We start from the raw sequence: 25808 nt of genomic DNA on the forward strand, positions 1-25808 counted from the left end.
CGGTCAGCGAGCGCCGAGGAGGTGCTCCGCCGCCAGCTGCTGGAGCCGTACGAAGCCGAAGCCGCGGCCGTCGAAGTAGGCGGCGGCGTCGAAGTCCTCGAAGGCGCTGCGATCCGCGAGCAGATCGTCGATCGACTCGTCCGCGCCGACCGTCGGCTGAGCGAGCTCTGGCTGGCGCGCTGCCGCCATCGCCTCCTGCACCTCCGGGTCGGCCCTGAAGGCAGCGGCGCGCTCCTTGAGCAGCAGGTACATCCGCATGTTCGCGTCCACCGAGGCCCAGACGCCCTCGCTGTCCTCCGTGCGGCTGGGCTTGTAGTCGAAGTGCCGGGGGCCGGTGTACGCCGCGCCCCCGTCGGCGCCGCCGAACTCGAGGAGGTCGACGAGCGCGAACGCCGAGTGCAGATCGCCATGACCGAAGACGAGGTCCTGGTCGTACTTGATGCCTCGCTGACCGTTGAGGTCGATGTGGAACAGCTTGCCGGCCTCCAGCGCCTGCGCGACGCCGGCGGTGAAGTTGAGCCCGGCCATCTGCTCGTGCCCGACCTCCGGGTTCACGCCCACGAGCTCGGGATGCGCGAGCGTCTCGATGAACGCCAGCGCGTGGCCGACCGTGGGCAGGAGGATGTCGCCGCGCGGCTCGTTCGGCTTGGGCTCGAGGGCGAACCGGAGCCCGTAGCCCTGCGCCCGCACGTGCTCGGTGAGGAGGTCGACCGCTTCCCGGTAGCGCGCGATCGCGACCCGCACATCCTTGGCGCTGTCGTACTCCGCGCCCTCCCTGCCGCCCCACATGACGAACGTCTCGGCGCCGAGCTCCGCCGCGAGGTCGATGTTGCGCAGCACCTTGCGGAGCGCGAAGCGCCGCACGGCGCGGTCGTTCGAGGTGAAGCCGCCGTCCTTGAAGACCGGTGCCGAGAACAGGTTGGTCGTCACCATCGGCACCACCACCCCGGTGCTCGCCAGCGCTCCGCGGAGCCGGTCGATCTGGCCCTGTCGCTCACCGTCCGAGCTGCCGAACGCGAACAGGTCGTCGTCGTGGAACGTCAGGCCGTACGCGCCTCGCGCGGCGAGCTGCTCGACGACCTCGACGACGTCCAGCTTCGAGCGGGTAGGACCTCCGAACGGATCGGTGCCGTCATAGCCCATCGTCCACAAGCCGAAGGAGAAGCGGTCCTCGGGGCTCGGTCGCAGTGCATCGGTCATGGGTGTCTCCTCGTGCTGGTTCAGCGGCTCAGTCGCTCGAGCAGCGCGCGAGCGCCGCGGACGGCGATCGCGACGCTCATGAGCGTCGGGTTCATGGTGGTGGCGGTCGGGATGGTGCCGTTGCCGCCGACGAGCAGGTTCTCGAAGCCCCAGACGCGCGACCACGGATCGGCGACGCAGGTGCCGTCGTCGGTATCGCCGATGCGCGTGGTGCCCTGGTAGTGCAGGCTCGATCCCGGCGGCAGCAGTCGCGGCTCGGCGACGAACCACCCCAGCGCTCCTGCCGCGCGGCGCAGGTGCTCGGTGCCCGCCGCGATCTCCGCCTCCTCGATGTCCGTGAGGGCGTACTCGATCGTGAAGTTCGGCAGCCCGCGGTAGTCGAGCTCCTCGTCGTCGAACGTGACGCCGTCCTCGACGCGGGGGTGCTTGCGCATCCCGTAGCCCATGTTGACGTAACCCCAGCGGTTGTCCGCGTGCGGGGCGCCCGCCGGCATCGGGAACGGCGTCGACTCCGCGTACATCACCTGCAGCGAGAAGGGGTGCTCCGGCTCCGAGAACGGGATGCGGTGCACGGCGGCCACAGGGTCGGCCGCATGTGCCGCCCGGCGCGAGAGCTCCGCATCGAGATCGGACTCGGTGGCGTGGCGGGACATCCGCTCGCCGTCGAGCGCGACGGTCGAGATGACGACGGGATGCTCCGTGAGGTAGCGCCCGAGGGCGGCAGGACGGATGCCGGACGCCCACAGCAGCTGCGGCGTGCGGAAGGCGTCGGCTGCCACGATCACGGCGTCGGCGTCGAGCACGTGGCGTTCGCGCGTGCGCAGGTCCTCGATCTCCACGCCGGTGACGACCCCCGCATCGTGGCGGAGGCCGCGCACGAGGGTGAGGTCGCGCAGCTCGAAGCGCTGCGACGCGGGCGAGCCGGCCTCGATGAGCGGGCCGAGCACGACATCCGCGCCCGCCCACCGCATGGAGCCGTCCGGTTGCGGATCTCCTGCGACCGGCAGCGTGCCGGGACCCCGACCGGCGGGCAGCTCGCTCTCGAACTCCTCGGCCAGCAGCGAGCGGATCGCGTCGCCGACCGCGGAGTCCGCGAAGGCTGCGCTCTGCGCGTGCAGGAGCCCTTCGGCGCTGCCGACCAGGTCCTCCCACTCCGCGTCCTCGACGAACGAGAGCCGCTCGCTCCCGTGCGGGCGGGGGATGGCGCACGTCCAGTGCGCTCCCTGCCCTCCGACGTTCGTGGCGGCGGCGGCCGCGGGGAAGGTCGGCGCGTGGGCCGAGCCCTGACCGCCGAAGTCGAGCAGGTGCGTCCCCTGGCGGGCGGTGAACATGCCCTCCACGACCGCGCCCTCGGGGATGCCGAGCGACGATCGCAGGGCACCGGCCTGGGGGCCCTGCGATCGAAGGCGCGCCTCCGCCTTCTGCTCAGGATCCTCGATGTTCCGAACGCTCGCGCCCGGCACGTCGGTGAGCTGCGGCCCTGCCTCGAGCATCACGATGCGGACGTCGGGCGAGCCCTCGACGAGGGTGCGCGCGTAGGCGGCGCCGATGGGGCCGCTGCCGACGATGGCGATGGTGTGCGTGCGCATGGATCTCCTTCGATCAGGCGTTGCTCGGGGACGGGGTCGCGACGGTGAGCGGGCCGGTGTCGTCGCGCAGCCGGCGCGCCGGCAGCAGGAGGGCGGCGACGATGCCGACGCCGTACACGATGGCGAGCGCGGTGAAGATCGGCACCATGGCGCCGCTGTACGACGCCGCGACCAGCGCTTGCGTCGCCTCGCCGGCGCCCTGCACATGCTGCGGCGTCAGCGCGGAGGAGTCGATGGTCGATGGCAGCCGCGCCGCGACGCCGCTCGCCAGTGCGCCGCCGATCACGGCGGTCGCGACGGTCGCGCCGATCTGCCGCACGAGGTTGATCGTCGCGGTGATGCCGCTCGTCTCGGCGCGCGGGACGGCGGACTGCACGACCGCGATGATGAGGTTCATGAAGGCGCCGGTGCCGATCCCGACGACCGCCATGACGACCATGGGAGCCCACAGCGGCAGGTCGTGGGGGAGCGCGGCCATGACCCCGAGCCCGAGCGCGCCGAGCGCGGTGCCGACGATGCAGTAGGCGCGGTAGTGGCCGCTCCTGCTGACGAGCCAGCCGGTGACGAGGTTGCTCGCGAGCATGCCGAACACCGTCGCGATGGGGACGAGCCCGGACGCGGTGGCGCTCACGCGGTAGGCCATCTGGAAGTAGGTGGGGAGGTACGCGGTGACGGAGAAGAGGCCGATGCCGATGATGGCGGTGAGCGCCAGTCCCGCGGCGATGGTGCGGTCGGCGAGGAGCCGCAGCGGGACGATGGGCGACGGGACGCGCAGCTCGATGAGTCCGAACGCGACGAGGCCGACCGCGCCGAGGATGAGCGCCGCGACGGCCTGCGCCAGGAGCGCCTGCTCGCCGATCCAGGTGACGCCGAGCACGAGCGCGACGAGCCCCGCGGTGAGCGTCAGGGAGCCGAGCGGGTCGAATCCTCGGGAGGGCATCCGCTCGAGCTTCGGGATCGCGATCGCCGCGATGCCGAGCGCGACGAGTCCGAAGGGCAGGTTCACCCAGAAGACCCACTGCCAGCTGAGCAGGTCGACGATCAGCCCGCCGAGCACCGGCCCGACCAGGATCGCGACCGGGAAGGCCGCTCCGATGATTGCGGTGAGCTTGGGGCGCTCTCGCGGGGTGGTGACGAGCGCGATGATGGTCTGCGACATCAGCTGGACGGCGCCGGCGCTGATGCCCTGCACGACGCGCGCGGCGATGAGCGCCGGCATCGTCGGAGCCAGCCCGCACACGAGCGAGGCGAGCAGGAACGCCGCGACCGCCGAGAGGAAGACGGCTCGGGGGCCGACGTGATCCGCCAGTCGGCCGACGACCGGCTGCAGGACGGTGCTCGCGAGGGTGTAGGCGACGACGATCCAGCTCATGTGCTCGAGCGCGCCGAGCGAGCCGGCGATCGTCGCGAGGGAGGTGGACACGATCGTGTGGTCGAGGGCGCCGAGCACCGAGACGATGAGCAGGGACGCGACGAGGAGGCGGAGCCGGAGGGGGGAGAGGTGCATGCGCGGTGCCCGATCGATCGGGCCGTCGACGCGACGGGATGTGCCCGAGGCGCGGCCATGCGCTGCGGGACGGGCTGCGATCAGCCCCGACGTCAGCTCCGACTGTAGCATCTTCTGCTCGAAACCGACAGAAGATTCAGCGACGGTTGCGGGGGCGCGGTCGCGCGCGGGGCGGCGCCTGCACCTCGACCGCTGCGCCGACGGTGCCGACGAGCTCCCCGATGCCTTCGACGAGCATGCGCACCTCATCGCCCTCGCGGAGCGGCCGGGGATCCTGGCGGCCGCGACGGCCCCAGAGCTCCGCGAGGCACCCGCCATTGCCGACGGTCCCGGACCCGAGCACGTCGCCCGCGACCACGCGCGAGTTGCTCGAGGCGTAGGCGACGAGCTCGGGGAAGGGCCAGCCCATGTTCGACACGAGGTCCTCGCCGACCAGCTCGCCGTTCACGCGCACCTCGGCACGGACCGCGAGGAAGCCGTCCGCGTCGAGATGCCGCTCGAGCTCATCCGCGGTCACGATCCACGGTCCGAGCGCGGTGCCGAAGTCCTTGCCCTTCGCGGGCCCGAGGCGCACGCGCATCTCCCGGGACTGGAGGTCTCGCGCCGACCAGTCGTTCATGACGGTGTAGCCGAAGATGACGTCTCGAGCTGCCGCGGCGTCGAGGTTCGCGCCGCCCTCGCCGCCCACGACCGCTGCGATCTCCAGCTCGAAGTCGAGACGCTCGGTGACCGGAGGGGCCAGCACCGCGCCAGGACCGAGGACCGTATGGGGGTTCGTGAAGTAGAAGGTCGGTGCGTCGTACCACTCGGGCACGACCTCGCTCTTGCCGTCGACGCTCGCGCTGACGCCCTCGACATGCTCCTCGAAGGCGACGAAGTCGCGGATGGATGCGGGCTCCAGGGGCGCGAGCAGGCGGACCGCTGCGAGGGGTGTGGAGGGAAGCGCGCCGATGCGGTCGTGCAGCGATCGAGCGAGCGGGAGGCCGCCGGAGAGCACATCGCGCACGCCCAGCGCGTCGGGGAACGCGACGACCGCGTCGCCCGTGACGAACCCCTCCTCGACGGAGCCGGAGCGCTCCCACCGCGCGATCCTCACGCGCGCACCCTCGTGCTCAGCAACGACGCCGCGTTGCCGCCGAGCACGGCCGCGGTGACGTCGTCGTCGAGGCCTGCGCCGCGGACGAAGCCCACCGGGTCGTCCTCGCCCATGTCGAACGGATAGTCGCTGCCCAGGACGACGCGGTCCGGGCCCGCGACCGCCACGAGCGCCCGCAGCGCCGCGGCGTCATGGACGACGGTGTCGAACCACAGCCGACGCAGGTAGGTCGAGGGCGGATGCTCGCACCCGCGAGCCTCCGGCCGCACCGACCACGCCCGGTCCGAGCGGCCGATGGCGGTCGGCAGGTAGCCGCCGCCGTGCACCGCGACGATCCGGAGGTCGGGGTGCCGGTCGAGGACCCCGGCGAAGATGAGGTGCGACAGCGCCACGGCGTTCTCGACGGGCTGCCCGACGGTGTTCGACAGGTAGAAGCGATCGAGCCGCTCGTCGAGGCTGCAGCCGAACGGATGCAGGAGGACGACGGCGCGCAGCTCCGCCGCGCGGGCCCAGAACGGTTCGAGCCGCGGATCCGACAGCTCGACGTCGCCGGCCGAGGACGAGATCTCCACACCGGCCAGCCCCCGTCCCAGGACGGCGTCGTCGAGGCACTCGACGATCCGCTCGGGGTGCTGGAGCGGCACGATGCCCAGCCCGACGAGCCGGTCGGGCGCGTGGCCCACGTGCTCCGCGACCATCCGGTTCGCCTCGCAGGCGAGCCAGACGGCGAGGCCCTCCGGCGCCCACGGCGCGAAGTGATTGGGCGACGGGCTGACCCACTGCATGTCGACCCCCTGCTCGTCCATCGCGGCGAGCCGGGCGCGCACGTCGGTCAGGCGGACGATGCGCTCGCCGATCATGCGGCCCGACGCCGCGATGCTCGCCGGCCCGTTGCGCCGCAGCTCGAGCTCGGCGGCCGCCTTGGCGGCCTCCGGCGCGCGGCGCTCGACCTCGACCTGCAGCACCGGCAGCAGCAGGTGCGCGTGCACGTCGGCGATCATGCCGGGAGCGCCATCTGCTGCGCGACACCGAAGATGAGGCCTCCGGCGTCGGCGTCTCGCACGCCATCGATCTGCCAGCGCGCCAGCTGCACGGACGCGTCGACGACCGCTTTCGCGCGCGGGACGCGGCGCGCGTGGAACGCCTCCCAGAGCTCGCCGTCCACGGCATCCCTCGTCAGCAGGAGGTCGGTGAGCACGAGCGCATCCTCGAGACCCTGCGCCGCGCCCTGCGCGATCGTCGGCGGGCAGGAGTGCGCGGCGTCGCCGATCACGACCGCCCGGCCGCGGTTCCAGGAGCCCGGGATCAGGTGGTGCGTGAACCACGTGTAGTTGACGGGGGCGCCAGCCTCCAGGTCGCGGCGGATGTGCTCCCACGGCCCGCCGTAGGCGCGCGACTCCTCGACCATGATCGAGCGGGCCTCGTCCTCGGGGACGTCGAACCGGTCCTGCGCGCGCTCGACGAGGAACGCGTACATCGTGTCCTCGCTCGTGGGCGTGTAGCCGGCGATGTAGACGGGTCCGCCGTAGTAGAGCTCGCTGCGCTCGACCTCGGCCGGGCGCGACACGAACGCCCGCCAGATGCCCATGCCGATCGGCTCAGGGCGGGTGTCGATGCCGATCGCATCGCGGACCTTCGAGTGCAGCCCGTCGGCGCCGATCAGCAGGTCGAAGGCCTCGACCGACCCGTCGTCCAGCAGGACGCGGACCTCGTGCTCGTCCTGCTCGACGCCGACGACCTTCACGCCGAACCGCACGGTCGCGCCGGCACGCTGCGCGTGCTCGAGCAGGATGCGCGCGAGGGCGGGGCGAGGCATGCCCATCGCCGCCGGGTAGTCGGGCCCGCCCATCTTCACGTCGGGCAGCGCCGCGACGACCGGTGCGTCGGGTCCCGGCGCGCGGATCGTCAGGCCCTCGAACGGGTAGCCGGCGTCGCGGATCTCCTCCCACGCGCCCAGGTCGCCGAACACCCGCAGGGCGTTGCCCTGCAGCGAGATGCCGGAGCCCTGGGTGCCGAGCTCGGGCTTCGCCTCGAGCACGTCCACTCGGACGCCCGCTCGGGCGAGGCGGATGGCGGCGGCGAGGCCGGTGACGCCGGCGCCGGCGATCGCGACGCGCTGCACTGCTGTCATGTCAGAACCTCCTTGTTCTGCGTCGCCGTCAGAGGACGGCGACGGGGTTGATGGGCGATCCCACCGCGTTCGTGATGGGGAGCGGGGGAGCGGAGAGCAGGAAGTCGAAGCGCCCCGACGCGGCGCACGCGTCGCCGAGCTCGTCGAGGTCCCACATCTCACCGATGGTCAGGCCGATGTTCGGGATGACCACCTGATGCAGCGGCTGGAAGGCCGGGACGTCGAACTCGTTCGGACGCACCTCGAAGCCCCAGGTGTCGGTCGCGATCGCTGCGATCTCGGTGCGGTGCAGCCAGCCGGCCGTCGTGAGGGAGAGGCCGGGCGCCGCGCCCCCCGCGTACTCGCCCCAGCCCTCGCGACGCGTCCGCGCGAGCTGGCCGGTGCGCACGAGCACGATGTCGCCACGGCCGACGGCGCTGGACGACCCTTGTGCCTCGATGCACGCGTCGAGGTGGGCAGCAGTGATCGCGAACCCGTCAGGGAGCTCTCCGGTGGCCGGCTCGAGGAGGCGGCCCACGTCGAGCAGCACCCCCCGCGAGACGATCGCGTCGCGTGCATGCTCGATGCCGGTCACGAGATCGCCGTCGCTCGTCACCACGTCGCCTGCCCGACGACCGTTCCAGGCCATGCCGTGGTCGAAGATGTGGCCGAGCCCGTCCCACTGCGTCGAGCACTGCAGGGGCATGGCGATCACGTCGTCGGCACCGCCCATCCCGTGGGGGAAGCCCTGGGAGCCACGCTCCGCGTCCGTGCCCGTGTCGGTCATCGTGTGGACGGGGTTGGTCCGCCGCCGCCAGCCGCGCTGCGGGCCGTTCGTGTCGAACGACTGCGCGAGCGACACGACCCTGCCCTCCCTGACCAGGGCAGCCGCCCGCACGCGAGCCGCAGGGTCGATGTGGTTGAGCGTCCCGAGCACGTCGTCGTCGCCCCAGCGGCCCCAGTTGCGGTACGCGAGAGCCCGGGCGGCGATCTCTGCCTCCGGGTCGCTGCGGTCGAGGTCCTGCGGGTGCTCCGAGGGGTGCTCGTTCATCGCCGGTCCTCTCCGATGCAGCGGACGACCTGCGTGCCGAGTCCCTCGATCGTGCCGTGCATGACGTCGCCGTCCTGCAGGAACCGTCCCCAGTGCTGGCCGTTGCCGGCGGGGCTGCCGGTCAGGAGGAGGTCACCGGGGAGCAGCGGATGCGTCTGCGACGCGGCCGAGATGAGCGCCGCCACGTCGAACAGCAGGTCGCTGGTGGACGCGTCCTGCATCGTCTCGCCGTTCAGCTCCAGCCGCACCCTGGCGTCGGCCGGGTCGACGAACTGGGCGGGCACGAGGAACGGCCCGGTGGGGAGGAAGCCCGGCGAGTTCTTGGCGCGGTACCAGTCCGTGCCGATCTCCTTCATGTCCTTGCGGAACACGAGGTCGCGCGTGGTGATGTCGTTGACGATCGTGTAGCCCGCGACGTGCTCGAGCGCGTGCTCGCGATCGACCCGGAACGCCTCGCGACCGATCACGACGGCGAGCTCGAGCTCCCAGTCGTGGACGTCGCTGCTCGCCGGCAGGCGGAGCGGCACGTCGTCGCCGACGACGCACGCCGGGAGCCCGATGAAGAAGTAGGGCTCGCCGTTGGCCGCTCGGTCGTCCATCATGCGTGCGGCGAACGCGCGCGCCTCGTCGGGGTCCCGCGTCGGATCCTGCGTCAGCCCCGCCACCACGAGCTCGATGACGTGCTCGCGGTAGTTCGCGCCGGTCTGCAGCACCTGTCGGGGGACGACCGGTGCGGTCAGGACGGCGTCGGCCAGCGGGGACCAGTCGCCGGGCGCGTCGGCCAGGGCCGCCAGCCGGCGCCAGTCCGGCTCGGCGAGGAAGGCGTTGAGCTCGTCGACCTCGCCGGCGAGGGACCGGATCCGGTCGCCCGCGACGAGCGCGAGCACGACCCCTTCTCCCTCGCGCATGCGCGCGAGGGCGAAGGGGGCGTCGAGGCGGTCGCTGATCGTCATTCCGTGCTCAGCCTCGGCCGTGCTCGCGGTAGGGGTTGAGGAGCGCGTCCTTGATCTCGTCCGGCACGCCCTCCTCGGTCGCGCTCGGACCGTCGGCGGGCGGGAACGACTCCGTCATCGACATCGGCATGACGCTGTTGCGGTAGAAGTTGTTCGAGCCCTGCGACGGCGTCCAGGTGTTCGCCTCCCAGTCGGGCACGTAGTTGCGGTAGCCGCCCGTGTTGAGCTCGATGCGCAGGCTCGACGGCTCGCGGTAGTAGAGGAAGTTCTGCTCGCCGATGCCGTGGATCGACGGGCCGTACTCGATCGGGTAGCCGTTCTCGCCAAGGATGTCGGCTGCGATGAGCAGCTCTTCGCGAGTGTCGACCCAGAAGGCGTAGTGGTTCACGCGGCCAGCGCGAGTCGAGCCGTCGAGCACGACGCCGAGGTCGTGGGACTTCTCGTTCGTGGTGAGCACCGAGAACACCGAGATCGGAGCCTCGTCGAGCTGCGTCCGGGCCATGAAGCGGAAGCCGAGGACATCGACGTACCACTTGACGAATGCATCGACGTCGCTCGTCGCGATGGTGACGTGGTCGAGCTGACGGGGGGCGCCGGCGACCTTGCTGCGGCGCGACGGGCGGTCCGGATAGATCGACGCTGCCTCGCCCTCGGTGTCGTGGTGCCGCGTCACGTCCCAGTGCAGGGTCAGCGTGTGGCCCCACGGACCGGTGAACCGGTATGCGCGGCCGATCTTGTGGACGTCGATCCATTCGCCCTGGACGCCCGCCGCCTCGACGCGCTTTGCCGCCTCCTCGAGCGCCTCCGGGCTCGAAGTCCGCCATGCGGCGGTGACGAGGCCCGGCTCATCGCCCGGCACGACCACGACCGAGTACGCGTAGTAGTCGCCCCAGCAGCGGAGGTAGACGGCGCCATCGACGCGGTCGACGACCGTGAGGCCGACCTGCGTGACGTAGAAGTCGACGGATGCCTCGACATCCGGTGATGTGATGGCCACATACGACAGATGCGACAGCAGCTTGATCATCGTTGATCCCTTTCGGTGAGCCTCGGGGTGATCCCCTCGACCACTCTCGCCGGAACGTCGTGTATCAGGGAACGCCATCTTCCCTATCTTCTGGATCACTCGCGTTTATGCGGGTGACGAGAGCACAAGGTCCGCGAGCGCGGCATCGTGACGAAGGTCCGCGAGGTCGGCGGGGCTCTCACCCGCGCTCGACGCGTCGATCGCGCGGCGCAGGGCGAGCCGCTCGGGCCGCTCGAACCGCGCGGGCAGCACCCGGCGTGCCGCGGCATCCGTCGTCGTGAGCACGAGCTCTCCGCCGTCCTGGTCGATGGCGATCCGGGTCTCTGCCAGGGCGGTGACGCGGATGCGTCCGAGCGCTGGCGCTCCCGGTTGCGCTGCCGCGACGACCGACACCGGCGTCCCGCTCGCGGAACCGAGGAGGGCCAGAGCGCCCGCAGTCGTGGTGGCGCGGGGACCGGGCTCGAGCGGCCCTCCTGCCAGCACTCGGGCCCAGCCGATCGCGTCGCGGAGCGCGTCGGTGAGGCTGCCGGAGCGCGCGTGGCACTCGATCGTCAGGGCGGTCGCCGGATGCTCAGCCGCGAGCACCCGGGTCAGGGCCTCCGCCGCGTCGGCGCGCAGCAGGGGGCGCTCGAGGACCACGGGCGTGTCGCGCGCCTGCGCGGCGAGTGCCGCGAGCGCCTCGGTCGGAGCTCGGCCGGGGCGCGCCACCACGACCGCCGACGCGCCTCTCGTCAAGGCCTCACTGGCCTCGCGCCACCACTCTCCCTCACCCGAGATCGCCGCCACAGCGGCGGAGGAGTCGGTGGCCGCCGCTCGCGCCGGGAGCTCGGCGATCGCGACACGGTACGCCTCGGGGCGCGTGCGGACGGGGACGCGCGTCATGCTCGCGCTCCGATGAGGGCGGCGGCGTCGTCGGCGAGCCGAAGACCGTAGCGCGCGTCGTCGAGCAGCTCGTCGTACTCGACGGGCAGTCCTTCGTCGAGCAGCTCTGCGAGCGCACTCCACTCCGCGACGTAGCCGTCCCGGGCGTCGTGCGCATAGTCGATCGCCCGTCCATCGGCGGAGCGGACGTGCACGCGCGCGCTCCCGGCGTGCACGAAGGCGGGCGGGAAGGTGACGTCGAGACGGTCTCGAGCCGTCGCGATAGTCACGCGCCACAGCGCGTCGGCACCGCTCGCGTGCATCGCGGTGGTCAGCTGGACGGGGATGCCGCTCGCGACGAAGCCCACCGCGAAGCCGATCGGCGGCACCGCTCGCACGAACACGACACGGTCGAGTCGGGGCGCGAGGTCTCGCACGAGGGGCAGGTCGTGGATGGCGAGACCCGTGAGGAGCTGACGCACCACGGCTGCCGCGACGCCGGGCTGCTCGAGGTCGGGGAGCCTGCGCGCCGCGCTCTCCGTCGGCAGCTCCGCGACCACGTCGTGGTACCGCGTGTTGGGCGGCAGCGACAGCGTCACCGAGATCGAGAGCACGGGATTGCCGGAGGCGGTGAGGTGGTGCTTGGCCCTTCCCCAAGCCGGATCGAAGTAGTGGTTCGTGCCCACGACGAGCGGGACGCCGGCTTGGCGACACGCCTCGACCGCGGCCTCGGCATCGGCGACCGTCGTGGCGAGCGGCTTCTCGCAGAAGATCGCGCGCTTCCCGGCCGCGACCGCCGCGAGGATCTGCGCGGCATGCTCGCTCGGCGGGCTGCAGATCGCGACGACGGTCACCTCCGGGTCGCCCAGGAGGGCATCCGCGCCCGTCGAGGAGCGGGCCGAGATGCGTGCCGCGATCGCGCCGGCGCGGCCGCTGCCAGCGTCTGCGATGTGCACGACGCGGAACGAATCCGCCAGGCGCGCCAGCGTGGGCACATGCAGGGCCGCGACGCCGGGCCCCGCGCCGAGGATGCCGACACCGTATGTCATGCGCGCTCCCGTCACTTTCGCAGGAACAGTACCGAAGTGTGGAGCGCTCGCGCTATAGGAGCCGTCATCCGCGCCGATCCGGCCGTCGTTCATGCGAGAATCGACCATGGCCACACAGTCAATGCTGCGCTTCGCCGCGCAGAGCGACGAGATGACGAGCATGCTTCGCATCGTCAACATGGTGCGCACCGGCGAAGCGGCGACGCGTCCCGAGATCAGCCGCGTGACGGGGCTCGGACGCGGTGTCGTGACGCAGCGAGTCGACCGCGCGATCGAGATGGGATATCTCGCTGACGCCGATCTCGGGCCGTCATCGGGTGGTCGCGCCCCGCGCACGCTGCGCTTCCGAGGGGACGCGGGCCGGATCGTCGTGTGCGCGCTGGGCGCGCTGCACATCCACGTCGGCGTCGCGCTCCTCGACGGCGACCTGATCGACCATGTGCATGCCCGGTGGGACATCACGCGCGGACCCGCCGAGACGCTCGACGCGGCGCTCGGCATGATCGACGACCTGCTGGCGCGCACCCCGGATGCGCCGGTCTGGGGCGTCGGCGTCGGCGTCCCCGGCCCGGTCGACTTCGAGAGCGGCCGCCCTGTCGCCCCGCCCATCATGCCGGGCTGGAACGGGTTCGACGTGCGAAGCCGCTTCGAGCAGCGATACGACGCCCCTGTGTGGGTCGACAACGACGTGAACCTGCTCGCCCTGGGCGAGCGGGCGCGCCGCCATGACGATCGCCTCGACCTCATCTACTGCAAGATCGGCTCCGGCATCGGCGCCGGCCTCCTCTCACAGGGGCGCATCCATCGCGGCGCGAACGGCGCCGCGGGGGACATCGGTCACGTGCGGGTGCGCGACTCGGATGCGCTGTGCCGCTGCGGCAAGGTGGGCTGCCTGGAGGCGGTCGCCGGTGGCTGGGCGCTCGTCCGCGATGCGCTCGCCGAGGTCGACGCCGGCGGTGCGGGTGCGCTTGCGAGCACGGTCGCCGCCGGGGAGCCGCTGACGCCCCAGCGCATCTCGGTCGCCGCCGAGGACGGCGATCCGCTCGCCATCCGACTCGTGCAGCGCTCGGCGCGTGTCGTCGGGGAGTCGATCGCGGCCCTCGTCAACATGTTCAATCCCGCGGTGATCGTGATCGGCGGCGCGGTCGCCGGCGCGGGGGAGCTGCTGCTCGCGGAGGTGCGGCACCGGGTCTACGAGCTGTCGCTCCCGCTCGCGACTCGCGACCTGACCATCGCCCAGTCCGTCGACGATGTGCGGGAGCCGCTGCGCGGCGGCCTCGAGATGGTCCGAGAACAGCTCTTCGACGTCGCGTTCCCCCGCTGGTTCGGTGACGGCCGCCCCACGATCGGCGCGATCCACGGTGCGGGCGGCGCTGTCGCGTAAGGCGGGGCGTCGTCACTTCTGACCAGAACTGACAGAAGCGTGTAGGTTTCTGTTCGAAGCTTCGACGAGGAGCTCGGACACGACGGAGTGAACCCAATGACGCTGCCTCTGCTGCTCGACGACGCGCTCGTCTCCGCGGGCCACGGCTTCGCGCTGCTCGTCAGCCTGCCGTGGATCCGATCGATGCCGCTCGCGAGCGTGGCGGACCTGACGGTCACCATCGACGGCGATCCCACGAGCGTGTCGCCGGTGATCGAGGGTCGTGCAGTGCAGGCCTCCCAGCTCGCGGATTCGACGGGGTGGTGGAACATCCAGGACCGGCTCGAGCTGCGCGGCAGCCGCGTGCTGCGTCCCGGCGCCCATGACGTCTCGGTGTCCTTCACACTGCTCGTGCCCTATCTGGAAGCCGGACCAGCGGGGCCCTTGGCGCTGCCCTTCCGCGCCGAGCGGGCGCTGATCGTCCGTGACGGCGCAAGCAGCGCGGCTCCAGAGCGCCCGAGCGCCGTCACGGCCCTCCGGTCCCGTCCGGGCGACAACCCGATGCACGAGGTCGGCGACGCATGGACGCTCTCCGCGAGCGCGTTCAACTGGACGCCCGAGGTCGTCCGCGCCGAGCGGCCGGCCGACGAGATCGCGGTCGGGATCGTCGAGGCGGGAGTCGCGCGGACGATCGAGATCGAGGCCGGCCAGGTGTGGCGCACGTTCCCTGAACCCTCGGACGCAGAGGTCGACCGCCTGAGCGACCGCCTCGCGGCGGTCGGGGGCACCGTCACCATCGTCGGCGCGAGCCTCGACGACTGGGCGCTGCCCGCGCGTCGCCGCATGGACGAGGAGCGGCTCGCCTTCCTCGTGCCGCAGCTCCGCGCGGCCGCGCGCCTCGGCGCGCGCGGCGTGCGCGTTCCGTTCGGACAGGCGGGACCAGGGCTGCTGCGTCTCGTCCAGCCCGTCCTCGAGGACCTCGACGTCGTCCTCTTCGAGGAGATCCAAGGTCAGCAGACGCTCGACGTACCGGCGAACGCGGAGAATCTCGACCTGCTGCGGGGCCTCGATGACCCCCGCATCCGCATCCTCATCGACATCAGCATGCTGATGCCCTCGCTCCCTCCCTCCTACCTCGAAGCGCTGCGTCGCGGTGGCGTGGCGGAGGAGCTGCTGCAGCGCCTCGAGGGGGAGTGGCGGGCCCCCGCCACGCATGGAGCGGTGATCGCGACGCTCCGAGAGGGACGTGTTCCGCCCGCGGTGCGCACGCTGTTCATGAACCTCCTCGTGCGGTTCGGTCGGTCCGACGTCGCGGACATCGAGCAGCTCCTGCCGCTCACCGCCGGCGTGCACCTCAAGTTCTGGGACCTCGACGACACCGATGGTCGCATCTCGCGCCCGATCAGCCACATCGGAGCGGCCCTGTGGCGCAGCGGCTTCACGGGCACGCTGACGAGCGAGTGGGGCGGCCACGAGTGGCTCGACGCCGACCCGACCGACGCGACGCGCGCGCACCTCGCCCTGGCGCGGACCGCGCTGGCTTGAACGCGGTCTCAGCCTTCGCCGTTGTAGTACGGCCAGGGGAGGAACCGACGCTCGCCCCGGCGGTCGGGGCCCTGCAGCGTGACCTCACCGGTCGCCGCCCACTCGACGCCCCGCGGGAACATTCGGATGAACTCGACCCGACGGAACGTGTCGATGTCGTGCCCGATGGTGATCGTGAAGGAGCGGCCCTCGCCGTACTCGTTGATCCACGCGATCGGCTGGTGGGTGTTCATGCCCGGCAATGCGGCGACGCCGTCCGGCGGGATCGCCACCGGGTAGTGGTGCATCGGCCAGATGGGCGCCGTCTCGTACGACTCGAGGTCGTCGAAGGTGGTGAGCAGCACGCGCGCGCCGTCGAGGATCTCGACGCCCGTGAGGATGTCGTCGCCGGTGACGGTCCACCGGGCGCTGATGCCGTCGGTGATCGCATGCCGCGGTTCGGCGGTGTCGAGCTGCGCCTCACCCCAGGGCCGGGGGCGCAGGCCGCCCGCGACGGTGAGGCGTGACCCACGCATGATGTTGTACTCGTCGGGGTAGCCCCAGTCGTCCTCCTGCGCGGCCGATCCGTGGAACCACACGATGCCCTTGCCGTCATCGTGGACGAACCTCAGCAGCGCGGCATCCGTCTCGGCTCCGAAGCCGACTGCCCGCTCGTGGTAGCCGTCACGACCCTCGAAGACGACGATGACGACGTCGTACCTGTCGATGATGTCGGCGCCCAGCCCGCGAGGGTCTTCCACGATCCGCACCCGGAATCGGCCGGTGTCCTCGAGCAGCGTCGTCAACCACTGGTTGTGCTGGCGGAAGCTGCGGAACTCGTTGTCGTGCTCACGGGTCATGTGGCCCGACAGGATGAGCACGTTGAGCGGATTGCCCATGCGCGCTGTCACTCGGTCTTCGTCGAGAAGGCGGCGTCGAAGGCCGCTGCCGGCGGGGTGATCGCGTTGAGCCTGCGCACGAACTCGAGCGCCTCGGGCGCGCCCTGCAGGCGGTCCATGCCGGCGTCCTCCCACTCGACCGAGGTCGGTCCGTCGTAGCCGATCGCGTTGAGCGCGCGGAACAGCGGCTCCCACGGCACCTCGCCATGGGCGGTCGACACGAAGGTCCAGCCGCGGCGCGGATTCGCCCACGGCAGGTGCGAGCCGAGCACCCCGTTGCGACCGTCGAGGTTGGTGATCGACTCCTTCACGTGCACATGGAAGATGGCATCGGCGAAGTCGAGCACGAACGCGACCGGGTCGAGCTGCTGCCACATGAAGTGCGAGGGATCGAAGTTGATCCCGAAGCTCTTCCGGTGGCCGATCGCGTCGAGCGTCGCCTTGGTGGTCCAGTAGTCGTAGGCGATCTCGGACGGATGCACCTCGAGCGCGAAGCGGACCCCGACCTCCTCGAAGACGTCGAGGATCGGGTTCCACCGGTCGGCGAAGTCCTGGTAGCCCGCCGCGATGAACTCGTCCGAGGCCGGCGGGAACATGGCGACCGCCTTCCAGATCGACGAGCCCGTGAAGCCGGTGACCGTCTGCACGCCGAGCTTCGCGGCGAAGCGGGCGGTCATCTTCATCTCCTCCGCGGCACGCTGCCGGACGCCCTCCGCGTCTCCGTCGCCCCATACGCGGTCGCTCAGGATGTCGCGGTGGCGCACGTCGATCGGGTCGTCGCACACCGCCTGACCGGCGAGATGGTTCGCGATCGTCCACACCTCGAGCCCGTTGCGCTCGAGGATCTCGCGGCGCGACCGGACGTACTCCTCGTCGTCCCATCGCGAGACGTCGATGTGGTCTCCCCAGCACGCGATCTCGAGGCCGTCGTAGCCCCACTCGCCGGCAAGGCGAGCGACGTCCTCGAACGGCAGGTCGGCCCACTGGCCGGTGAACAGGGTGGTCGGACGCGGCATCTCTATCCCTTCGCCGTGACGTCGGCATTGACGGTGACCCACGCGGAAGCGTTGGCCGAGCTCTCCTCGACGGCCGCGAGCACGCGCTGCACCGACAGCCCCTCGGCGAACGAGGGATGGGTGGCGGCGCCCTCGGCGATGGCGGTCACGAGGTCGACGACCTGGTGGCTGAACCCGTGCTCGTAGCCCAGCATGTGGCCGGCGGGCCACCAGGCCGACACGTACGGATGCTGCGGCTCGGTCACCAGGATCCGCGTGAAGCCCTGCGTCGTCTCCGGTGCCGTGCGGTCGTAGAACCACAGCGTGTTGAGGTCCTCCAGGTCGAAGCGCAGCGCGCCCTTGTCGCCGGAGACCTCGATCGAGAGGTCGTTCTTGCGTCCGGTGGCGAAGCGCGACGCCTCGAAGGACACGAGCGCGCCGGTCGACAGCCGCCCCGAGAACAGCGCGATGTCATCGACGGTCACATCGCCGAGGCCCTCCGTGGCCGTGCCCGACAGGCCCGAGCCCGACCCCTGCAGGGGACGCTGCTTGACGATCGTGTCGATGACGCCCGAGACGGCGGTCACCTCCAGGCCCGTGACGAACTGGGTCATGTCGATGATGTGCGCGCCGATGTCTCCGAGCGCGCCCGATCCCGCGTGCTCCTTCTGGAGCCGCCATGCCAACGGCATCTCTGGGTCGACGAGCCAGTCCTGTCGGTACGCGGCGCGCACCTGCGCGATCCTGCCGACCGCGCCCTGCGCGATGAGGTCGCGCAGGAAGGTGACCGCTGGGACCCGGCGATAGGTGAAGCCCACCATCGACCGCACACCGCGGGCAGCCGCGCGGGACGCTGCATCCGCCATCGCCTCGGCCTCTTCCACCGTGTTGGCGAGCGGCTTCTCGCACAGCACGTGCTTGCCGGCCTCGAGCGCGGCGATCGCGATCTCGGCGTGCGAGTCGCCGGGCGTCACGATGTCGACGATGTCGATGTCGTCGCGCGCGATGACCTCGCGCCAATCGGTCGCCGACTCCTGCCAGCCCCAGCGAGACGCGGCGTCCGCGACCGCCTCGGCGTTGCGCCCTACGACGACGGCCATCTCGACCTCGTCGGGCAGCGAGAACACGTGCGGCGCCTGCCGCCACCCGACCGAGTGCGCGGCGCCCATGAAGCCGTAGCCGATCATGGCCACCCGCAGCGTCATGCCAGCACCAGCTCCCGCTCGACCGGCACGCGGTTGGTGACGTAGCGGCCCGGGCCGCCGTCCGCGCCCGGCATGATCTGCATGTAGAGCAGCCGCATGGTCAGCACGACCTCGACGGTGACGCGCTCGCCGGCCTTCGGCGCGTCGTCGAGTCGGATGAGCACGTCGGGCCGGTCGGCGACGAACCAGAGCGTGTCGGACTGCTCGGGCAGCTCCTCCACCCGGTACTCGCGGCCGCCGAGCGCGAACCGGAGGTCCTCGGCCGGGACCGGGACGCCGTTCACGGAAGCCGCGACGCCGTCGACAGCGGACAGCCAGAGGCTGCGGTACCAGGGCAGCTGCACTGAGACGGCCAACCCGTCGTCGGTGCGGCGGACGTCCTGCTCGGAGAAGAGGGAGTTGTGCGTGGCCATGGTTGCGCCTCCTAGGCGAAAGTGTCGGTGAAGTGCTCGTGCGCCTCGGGCGGCGTGGGCTCGAGCCTCTGCACGGTCTCGGGGCTGTAGGGGTGGTTGGTCGCCGGCACCGGCTCGTCGGCCGGAGGCATGAAGACCGGCTTGCCGTCGTCGCCGAAGTACATGAGGTCGAGGTCGAACGCGCCCTGGTTCTTCAGGCCGAAGCTGACCCAGTTCTCCTCGAACGGCGCGCGCGCGAGCTCATAGCAGCGGAACTTCCAGAGCTTCCACTCGCCGTCCTGCTTGAGGAAGTCGATGGCGTACTTGCACCACACCCAGTGCGCCCAGACCTTCTTGCCGAGCAGCTCCTCGGGGGAGTACATGTCGGGGAACGCCTCGGCCACCCGGGGGTCGGTCAACCCGGACTCGGTGCCCGCCATCAGCCAGACCCCCTTGGCCGTCTGCCCGTCGCCGGCGACCTCGATCACAGGGGTGGTCGTGGCGTGGAGGATGAGCTTGCCCACCGGCGCGGGACGATCGCGGTGGTACCGCGTGACGCTCTGCCAGGTGGTGTACTGCCCCGCGTTGGTGTAGCGCGCGCGGATGCCCTCCGTGCCCTCCCGCACCCAGAGCGGGATGATCTGCTCGTCCTGGAAGGCGTTGTGCAGGTACATGTAGCGGTTGAAGAGGTTCTCCACCTGCCCGCGGTCCTCTGCTCGCTGGGCGAGGCGCTGAGCGTCTGCCACCTGCTCGCGCAGGCGCGCGACCTCGGCTGCCAGCTCCGAGATGGACGCGTCGACGATGTCGGTCATGTCACTTCCTTGCGGTCGGTCGGTGCCGTGGAGCTCAGGCGGACTGGCGCTGCGCGACCGTGTCCTCGATGGCGCGGCGCATCAGCGCGTGCTGCTTCTTGACCAGGTCGATCGGGTCGGCCTCGCCGAGATCGGAGAACGCGTGGCCCTCCCACTCGCTCGAGAGGTAGCCCTGGTAGCCGCCCTCCACGAACTGGCGCACGATCCGCGGGATGTCCATCGCGGGCTCCTCGCCGTCCGGCCCGATGTCGTAGAACTTCGCGTGCACGTGGAAGATCTGCGGCATGATGTCGAGCCACTCCTCCGGCGGCACGAGTCCGTGCATGTTGAAGGCGAGCCGCGTGAAGGGGCCGAAGCGCAGGAAGTCCACGCCCTCGCCGGTGAGGTAGTCCTCGAACCGCTGGTTGCGCACGTGCATCGGCGTGGGCTCATGCCAGATCTCGTCCATGACCGAGAAGTGCCGCTCGTCCATGCCCATCTGACGCAGCGTGCGCAGCAGCGTGGGGGAGAGGCTGTGCATCGTCGACGAGAAGTCGGCGGTGAAGCCGAGGCGCTCCGACTGCAGCTCGTCGTACATCTCCCGGATCTGCAGCACGTGGGGATCGTTCGGACCCGAGGGCGCGTGGATCTCGTAGCCGAGCGTCTGGTCGTACTTCTCGGCGAGGGGGAGGAGGCTGCGCAGCAGCTCCTTGCCGTGGGAGCGGATGACGATGCGCTTGAAGCCGAGCGTGTGCGCGGTCTTGAGCTGCCGGGCGAGGAACTCGTGCTCCTCGTCGGGGGTCATGTCGCGGTCCTTGCGGCGCCCCATGTCGAGGTTCGTGCCCACGGCGCTCGGCTCCAGGCCGTAGCGCTCGATGGAGTCGAACCAGAGCTTGACGAAGTCGTCGTCGACGTCCGGATAGGTGCGCAGCAGCTGCGCGATGTTGAACTCGATGCCGGGGCCGATGCCCTCGTCGTGCACGGCCCGGATCAGCGTCTCGGGGGTGTACAGACCGGCGGCGAACTCGCTGGTCATGGAATACAGGGTGGTGCCGAGCTTGATGCCCGTGCCGGCGATGCCGTCGGTGGTCATGGTGATCCTCTCAGCGGCCGATGGCCTGGGGAAGGTGACTGGCGAGCGCCGCGCGAGCCTCCGCGGCGTCCGTGATCATGCGGGAGCCGGACGCCTCGGCGGCCGAGCGCTGGACCGCCTGCTCGGCGGCGATGATGTCGAAGGGGCTCTGCCAGGAGTTCCAGTGCCACCCCTCGTACTCGCTGGAGACCGCACCCGAGTAGCCGTTCTCGACGAGCAGCCGGATGAGGTCGCGAACGGGCACCGAGGGCTCCTCGCCGTGCTCGTCGATGCCGAAGAACTTCCCGTGCACGTGCTTGACCCAGGGAAGGATCTCCAGCCAGTCGTCGACCCGCGCGGGGCCGAAGAGCCCGGTGCCGTTGATGCCGAAGTCGATGCCGAGGTCGGGACGCCCGTGCTGGGCCGCGAGGCCGATGAACCGGCCGAAGCGCTGACCGTGGTCGGCCTGGTCGGCTGGCGGACCCTGCTGGTAGAAGCCGTCCCAGAGCTCGACGACCTGCTGCAGGAGCTCCTCGCTCGCGCCGCGGCGCCGGTACGCCTCGAGCAGCGACGGCGCGAATCCCGTCACCGTCGCACCCCAGTCCATCGTGAAGCCGAGGAAGGGAGAGCCGACCTTGTCGAAGCGGTCGCGCAGCGCGAGGATGCGCGGGTGCGAGGCGTACTGGTCGGCGTGCACCTCGAGCGCGAGCGCCACGCCGTGCTCCTCGGCGATCGGCGCGAGCGCCTCCATCGAGTCGGGCGTGATCGAGATCTGCACGCGGGCGATCGGGAAGCCGAGCTTCGCGGCGGCGACGATCTGCCGGCGCATGTACTCGAGCAGCTCCTCCTGCGTCAGGAGTCGGTCGCGGTGCAGGCCGATGTCGGCGTTCACCGCGAGCGACGTGGTGACCAGGCCGGTCTCGGCGACCAGGTCGCGGAACCAGCCGGCGAACGAGTCGTCGATGGCGGGGAAGCCGCGGAAGCTCGAGAACCCGATGATCTCGAGGCCCGGACCGTATCCGTCTGCGGCGACCTTGCGGATGAGGCCCTCGAGGTCGTACTCGCGTCCGTGGAAGGCGCGGGTGAAGCTGTAGAGGGTGACGCCCTGGATGGGCGAGCCGAGTCCGGTCATGCTGCCACCGCCTTCCGTGCGGTCATGGTCTTGGCGTCCTGCTCCTCGATGTGGAGCACTTCGTCGGCGCCGATGACGATGTAGGGGATGTAGAGCGTCAGGCCCACCGTGACCTCGTGCTCCCCGTCGGCGTCGACGGGGATGTCGCCTGACAGCACCACTGAGTCGGTCGGGAACCACCACTCCTCGGTGTTCGCGACGAGCCCGTCGAGCGTGAAGCTACGGCCGTTCATCTCCCAGCGGAGCGACTCGGCAGGGGCCTCGACGCCGTCGACCGCGAGGCTCGCGCCGCCGATGCAGGAGGCGGGCAGGGCGCGATACCAGGGCAGGCGCACCTCGACCGCGGCACGCTTGCCGTCGGTGGAGAGCGTTCCCTGCTCGATGATGCGATCGGCGATCACGGAGTCCTCCTTGACTCTTTTTGCTTCGTTCCTACATCGTAATGTCTGTTTTCGACATAAGCAAGCTCGCGAGCGAGACGGCGCGCTCCTCGGACCGCGAGCGCGACGGACGTGAGCGTCGGGTTGCAGGCGGTCGCCGTCGGGATGAGGCCGTTGCCGGCCACGGAGAGTCCGCGGACGCCCCACACCTCGCTGTCGGGGCTGCAGACGCTGAGGCCGTCGTCGGCCTCACCCATCCGGGTCGTGCCCTGGTAGTGCAGCGAGGCGCCGAGCGGCATCGTGAAGGGTCGATCGCCGATGGGCTCGCCGACGGCCCGTGCCATCGCGACGATCTCCTCCTGTGCGCGGTCGAGCACTGCACGATCGCGATCGGTGAGCGTGTAGTGCAGCCGCATCGCCGGCATGCCGTAGGAGTCGCGCTCCGTGTCGGAGAACTCGACGCGGTCGTCCCACTGCAGGTCCTTCGCGCAGAAGAGCCCGAGTCCCACGATCGATCCCGGGACCACCGGATCGTCGTCGGCGAGGGGCACCGGCGAGGCATCGAGCTGCATGACCTGGCCGTGGAACGGCAAGGCGTCGGTGAACGGCACCCAGCTGACGCCGCTCTGCTCGCTGAGCGCGCCGGACGCGGGGAGCTGGTCCTCGGCGGGCGGCTCGACGTCGCGCAGCCGGGCCCCGTAGACGACCTGCGTCTGGTCGTTGAGCATACGGCCGAGCGCGGCCGGACGGACGCCCGACGCCCACAGCACCTGCGGCGTGCGGAGCGCATCGGCTGCGACGACGACGCGCCTGGCGCGCACCTCGTGCGTCTCGCCGGAGCGGAGGTCGCGCACCGCGACGCCGACCGCTCGGCCGTCCTCGATCAGCACGCGCATCACGAGCGACTCGTCGAACAGCGAGAAGCTCGGGTTGCCTCGAGTGACGTCGCCGAGCACCACGTCGGAGCCCGACCACACGAGCCGACCGTCGTCACGTCGATGCACCGCGAGGGGCATGCGCTGCACACGCGTCTCGTCCACGCGGCCCTCATCGACCGCGGCCGCGAGTCGCTCGCGCACGAGCGCCGTGAACGGCGCAGCGTCGAAGGCATCCGTCGTCACGCCCAGCAGGCGGTCGCCCTCGTCGAGCAGCTCGTCCAGATCGGGGAGGAACGGGATCCGCTCGCTGCCGAGGGGGCGCGGGCATGCGCCCGTCCAGTGGGCGGCCATGCCGCCGACATTGCTCGAGAACGCCGCGACGGGCATGCCGTCCTCGCCGTCGGCCTGGAAGCCGTCGGGCAGGAGGTAGGTGCCGGCGCGAGCGCGCCGCTCGCCGGACTTCACGGCGCCGGGCGAGCTGACGGTGGCCGCCCCCGCGCCCGGGCCCTCGGACCGGCGCTGCGCCTCGGCGCGCGCTTCGGCGTCGTCGATGTTCCGCACATGCGCGCCGGGCGGATCCGAGACCGTGGGCCCCACCTCGAACATGGCGACGGTGACGCCCGGGGCCTCCTCGGTCAGGATCCGGGCGTAGGTCGCACCTGCCGGCCCGCTGCCGACGATCGCCACGTCGACGGAGTCCGGGTAGCGGCTCATGCCGAGGCCGCCAGCTCGCGGATGAGGGCGACGGACGCCGCGGACTCCTGCGTGGGGTAGTACTCGAGCCCGATCGGGCCGTCGTATCCGGCGGAGCGGAGGAGGCCCAGTCGCTCGGCCCAGTCGAGCGAGCCGCTGCCCGGCTCGCCGCGCCCCGGCGCATCGGCCAGCTGCACGTACTTGATGAGCGAGCCCGCGCTCGCAAGCTCTGCGGCCATGTCCTCGCCCTCCACGGCCGAGTGGTAGATGTCGTACAGCACGCCGAAGAAGGGCGAGTCGACTCCGCGGGCGACGTACACGCCTTCCGCCGTGCGGTCGAGGAGCGAGCCGGGGTGGTCGACCCGGACGTTGACCGGCTCGAGCACGAGCGTGATGCCGGAGCCGTCGATCTGCGCGACCGCCTTCTGGTAGATCTCCACGAGCTTGTCGAGCTGCACCTGGCGCTTCCAGCCGCCGAAGCCGGTGCCGCTGCCGACCACCATGCGAGGGCAGCCGAGCTCCTGCGCGATCGAGACCCCCTCGTCGAGCTTGCGGTAGAACTCGGAGTGGTCCCACGGCGGGATCATGAACTGCGTCCGCGGCTCCGCGAGCTGCGCGGTGAGCTTCGTGCCCGTCTCTTCGAGCGCGGCCTTGAGCGCGGAGAGGTCCTTCGGCGTCGAGGGCGCGTCCACGCCCGTCGGTCCCCACATCTCGACGGCGGTGAAGCCGGCCGCGGCGGCGGCGCGCACGCGGTCGTGGTAGTCGCCGGCCTCGGTGAAGAGCAGTTCGATGTTGGGTGCGAGCTCGTACACGGTGATTCTCCTGGGTTCAGAACATCGGGTGGTCGTGGACGGCATGCGCTGGGACCTGCTGCAGCACGTCCCAGTGCTCGACGATCCGGCCGTCGTCGAATCGGTAGAAGTCCGCGACGGCGGCGTCCGGAGCGCCCGGTCGGGATGCCCTGACGTGCACGACCGCGAGGTCGCCGTCCACGAGCATCCGCTGCACCTCGAAGGTGGCGTCCGGGGAGCCGTCGAACTTCGGCGTGAGCAGCTCGATCGCCGCGGCGGGCCCGTCGGGGATGGTGGGGTTGTGCTGGGTGTAGTCGTCCGAGACGAGCTGCCCGAAGGCATCCGCCACGCGCTTCTGCGCGTAGAAGAGGTCGACGAACGCCTCGAACGCCGCCCGGTTGTCGGCCACGCGTCAGCCCTTCAGCCCGCCGGCGAAGCCCTGGATGAAGCGCTTCTGCGCGAACAGGTAGAACGCCAGGATCGGGATCATCGAGATGATGACGATCGCGAAGATCTGGTTCCACTGCGAGACCAGCGAGCCGATGTAGTAGTACATCGCCACCGGCAGTGTCTGGGCGTCCGAGCCCCCGAGGAAGATGAGCGACGTGAAGAAGTCGTTCCAGACGATGAGGCCCGCCAGGATCGCGACCGTGCCCGTGGCCGGCGCCATGAGCGGCAGCACGATGCGGAAGAAGATCTGCGTCCGGCTCGCGCCGTCGATCGCGGCGGCCTCCTCGAAGTCCGTGCCGAGCCCGCGGAAGAACCCCGCGTAGATGAAGATCGCGAGCGGCAGCAGCATCCCCGAGAAGAGGATGATCATGCCCCACACCGAACCGGTGAGCCCGAGCGCACGGGCGCCGATGTAGAGCGGCACCGTGCCGAGCTGCGCGGGAAGGACGATCGCGATGAGGAAGAGGTAGTAGACCCCGCGGCTCCAGCGTCGGGTCGACCGCGCGATGACGTATCCCGTGACCGAGCCCAACAGAATCATGACCGCGATGCTTCCGGCGGTGATCAAGACGCTGTTGACGAGCCCCTGGATCACGTTGCTCTGACCGGTCGCGGTGAGCACCCGGCCGAAGTTGTCGAGGGTCGGCGCGGTGGGCGGCTGCAGCGCGGGCGTCGCGAACACCTCCTGGTCGCCCTTGAGGGCGATGGTGATGAGCAGGTAGAAGGGTGCGAGGTAGATGACGGCGATGATCCAGAAGAGGATCTCGCGGGCGAGGGAACCCTTGGTGTAGCGGAACATG

25 protein-coding genes are annotated in these 25808 nt (G+C 70.9%); 2 read left to right on the plus strand and 23 right to left on the minus strand.

Annotated elements, in window-relative coordinates:
* Window positions 1–3: 3 nt before the first annotated feature.
* The 11 genes from xylA to ACLQ21_RS08480 all read right to left on the minus strand — a co-directional run bounded on the left by xylA (window position 4) and on the right by ACLQ21_RS08480 (window position 12443).
* A complete protein-coding gene (xylA, locus tag ACLQ21_RS08430; protein WP_425662837.1) occupies window positions 4–1200 on the minus strand; it encodes a xylose isomerase in 1197 nt (398 codons plus the stop codon).
* Window positions 1201–1220: 20 nt separating this feature from the next.
* On the minus strand, window positions 1221–2789 hold the full coding sequence (locus ACLQ21_RS08435) for a GMC oxidoreductase (protein WP_425662838.1): 1569 nt from the start codon (window positions 2787–2789) through the stop codon (window positions 1221–1223).
* Between the two features lie 13 nt (window positions 2790–2802).
* The gene (locus tag ACLQ21_RS08440) at window positions 2803–4296 is read right to left on the minus strand and encodes an MFS transporter (protein WP_425662839.1); all 1494 of its coding nucleotides are present in this window, start codon (window positions 4294–4296) and stop codon (window positions 2803–2805) included.
* Between the two features lie 136 nt (window positions 4297–4432).
* Window positions 4433–5392, minus strand: coding sequence for a fumarylacetoacetate hydrolase family protein (locus tag ACLQ21_RS08445; protein ID WP_425662841.1), 960 nt, complete (start codon window positions 5390–5392; stop codon window positions 4433–4435).
* The gene (locus ACLQ21_RS08450) at window positions 5389–6393 is read right to left on the minus strand and encodes an amidohydrolase family protein (protein ID WP_425662843.1); all 1005 of its coding nucleotides are present in this window, start codon (window positions 6391–6393) and stop codon (window positions 5389–5391) included. The genes ACLQ21_RS08445 and ACLQ21_RS08450 overlap by 4 nt, the downstream gene beginning before the upstream one ends.
* The gene (locus ACLQ21_RS08455) at window positions 6390–7523 is read right to left on the minus strand and encodes an FAD-dependent oxidoreductase (RefSeq protein WP_425662844.1); all 1134 of its coding nucleotides are present in this window, start codon (window positions 7521–7523) and stop codon (window positions 6390–6392) included. The genes ACLQ21_RS08450 and ACLQ21_RS08455 overlap by 4 nt, the downstream gene beginning before the upstream one ends.
* 28 nt (window positions 7524–7551) lie before the next feature.
* Window positions 7552–8553, minus strand: coding sequence for a cyclase family protein (locus tag ACLQ21_RS08460; protein ID WP_425662845.1), 1002 nt, complete (start codon window positions 8551–8553; stop codon window positions 7552–7554).
* Window positions 8550–9506, minus strand: a complete 957-nt coding sequence (locus tag ACLQ21_RS08465) for a fumarylacetoacetate hydrolase family protein (protein ID WP_425662847.1) — start codon at window positions 9504–9506, stop codon at window positions 8550–8552. The genes ACLQ21_RS08460 and ACLQ21_RS08465 overlap by 4 nt, the downstream gene beginning before the upstream one ends.
* A 7-nt stretch (window positions 9507–9513) precedes the next feature.
* Window positions 9514–10533, minus strand: a complete 1020-nt coding sequence (locus tag ACLQ21_RS08470) for a VOC family protein (RefSeq protein WP_425662849.1) — start codon at window positions 10531–10533, stop codon at window positions 9514–9516.
* A 105-nt stretch (window positions 10534–10638) separates the two neighbouring features.
* Window positions 10639–11415 (minus strand): hypothetical protein, encoded by a 777-nt coding sequence (locus ACLQ21_RS08475; protein ID WP_425662851.1) that lies wholly within the window; start codon window positions 11413–11415, stop codon window positions 10639–10641.
* Entirely contained in the window at window positions 11412–12443 is a 1032-nt protein-coding gene (locus ACLQ21_RS08480) for a Gfo/Idh/MocA family protein (RefSeq protein WP_425662852.1), read from the minus strand. Before ACLQ21_RS08480 ends, ACLQ21_RS08475 begins: the two co-directional genes overlap by 4 nt.
* Window positions 12444–12549: 106 nt before the next feature.
* On the opposite strand from ACLQ21_RS08480, the gene ACLQ21_RS08485 reads away from it, so the two are divergent.
* On the plus strand, window positions 12550–13827 hold the full coding sequence (locus ACLQ21_RS08485; RefSeq protein ID WP_425662854.1) for an ROK family protein: 1278 nt from the start codon (window positions 12550–12552) through the stop codon (window positions 13825–13827).
* 96 nt (window positions 13828–13923) lie between these two features.
* A complete protein-coding gene (locus ACLQ21_RS08490) occupies window positions 13924–15351 on the plus strand; it encodes a hypothetical protein (RefSeq protein WP_425662855.1) in 1428 nt (475 codons plus the stop codon).
* An 8-nt stretch (window positions 15352–15359) separates the two neighbouring features.
* Here ACLQ21_RS08490 and ACLQ21_RS08495 read toward each other — a convergent pair whose 3' ends face one another.
* From ACLQ21_RS08495 to ACLQ21_RS08550, 12 genes are read right to left on the minus strand one after another with little or no spacing between them, the layout of a single operon-like run.
* Window positions 15360–16241 (minus strand): ThuA domain-containing protein, encoded by an 882-nt coding sequence (locus tag ACLQ21_RS08495; protein ID WP_425662857.1) that lies wholly within the window; start codon window positions 16239–16241, stop codon window positions 15360–15362.
* Entirely contained in the window at window positions 16238–17245 is a 1008-nt protein-coding gene (locus ACLQ21_RS08500) for a sugar phosphate isomerase/epimerase family protein (RefSeq protein WP_425662859.1), read from the minus strand. Before ACLQ21_RS08500 ends, ACLQ21_RS08495 begins: the two co-directional genes overlap by 4 nt.
* Before the next feature lie 2 nt (window positions 17246–17247).
* On the minus strand, window positions 17248–18429 hold the full coding sequence (locus ACLQ21_RS08505; protein ID WP_425662861.1) for a Gfo/Idh/MocA family protein: 1182 nt from the start codon (window positions 18427–18429) through the stop codon (window positions 17248–17250).
* Complete coding sequence (locus ACLQ21_RS08510) at window positions 18426–18842, minus strand: C-glycoside deglycosidase beta subunit domain-containing protein (RefSeq protein WP_425662863.1); 417 nt, start codon at window positions 18840–18842, stop codon at window positions 18426–18428. Before ACLQ21_RS08510 ends, ACLQ21_RS08505 begins: the two co-directional genes overlap by 4 nt.
* A gap of 11 nt (window positions 18843–18853) precedes the next feature.
* A complete protein-coding gene (locus ACLQ21_RS08515) occupies window positions 18854–19633 on the minus strand; it encodes a nuclear transport factor 2 family protein (RefSeq protein WP_425662865.1) in 780 nt (259 codons plus the stop codon).
* Window positions 19634–19667: 34 nt separating this feature from the next.
* Window positions 19668–20705, minus strand: a complete 1038-nt coding sequence (locus ACLQ21_RS08520) for a sugar phosphate isomerase/epimerase family protein (RefSeq protein WP_425662867.1) — start codon at window positions 20703–20705, stop codon at window positions 19668–19670.
* A 10-nt stretch (window positions 20706–20715) separates the two neighbouring features.
* Window positions 20716–21816 (minus strand): sugar phosphate isomerase/epimerase family protein, encoded by a 1101-nt coding sequence (locus tag ACLQ21_RS08525; protein WP_425662868.1) that lies wholly within the window; start codon window positions 21814–21816, stop codon window positions 20716–20718.
* Window positions 21813–22217, minus strand: a complete 405-nt coding sequence (locus ACLQ21_RS08530; protein ID WP_425662870.1) for a C-glycoside deglycosidase beta subunit domain-containing protein — start codon at window positions 22215–22217, stop codon at window positions 21813–21815. The genes ACLQ21_RS08525 and ACLQ21_RS08530 overlap by 4 nt, the downstream gene beginning before the upstream one ends.
* Window positions 22214–23788 (minus strand): GMC oxidoreductase, encoded by a 1575-nt coding sequence (locus ACLQ21_RS08535; RefSeq protein WP_425662872.1) that lies wholly within the window; start codon window positions 23786–23788, stop codon window positions 22214–22216. Before ACLQ21_RS08535 ends, ACLQ21_RS08530 begins: the two co-directional genes overlap by 4 nt.
* Window positions 23785–24579 (minus strand): TIM barrel protein, encoded by a 795-nt coding sequence (locus ACLQ21_RS08540; RefSeq protein ID WP_425662874.1) that lies wholly within the window; start codon window positions 24577–24579, stop codon window positions 23785–23787. The genes ACLQ21_RS08535 and ACLQ21_RS08540 overlap by 4 nt, the downstream gene beginning before the upstream one ends.
* A gap of 16 nt (window positions 24580–24595) precedes the next feature.
* Entirely contained in the window at window positions 24596–24967 is a 372-nt protein-coding gene (locus ACLQ21_RS08545) for a nuclear transport factor 2 family protein (protein ID WP_425662875.1), read from the minus strand.
* A gap of 3 nt (window positions 24968–24970) precedes the next feature.
* On the minus strand, window positions 24971–25807 hold the full coding sequence (locus ACLQ21_RS08550; RefSeq protein WP_425662877.1) for a carbohydrate ABC transporter permease: 837 nt from the start codon (window positions 25805–25807) through the stop codon (window positions 24971–24973).
* Window position 25808 lies beyond the last annotated feature (1 nt).

It is taken from the genome of Agrococcus sp. DT81.2 (assembly GCF_049844935.1).
Classification (GTDB): domain Bacteria; phylum Actinomycetota; class Actinomycetes; order Actinomycetales; family Microbacteriaceae; genus Agrococcus.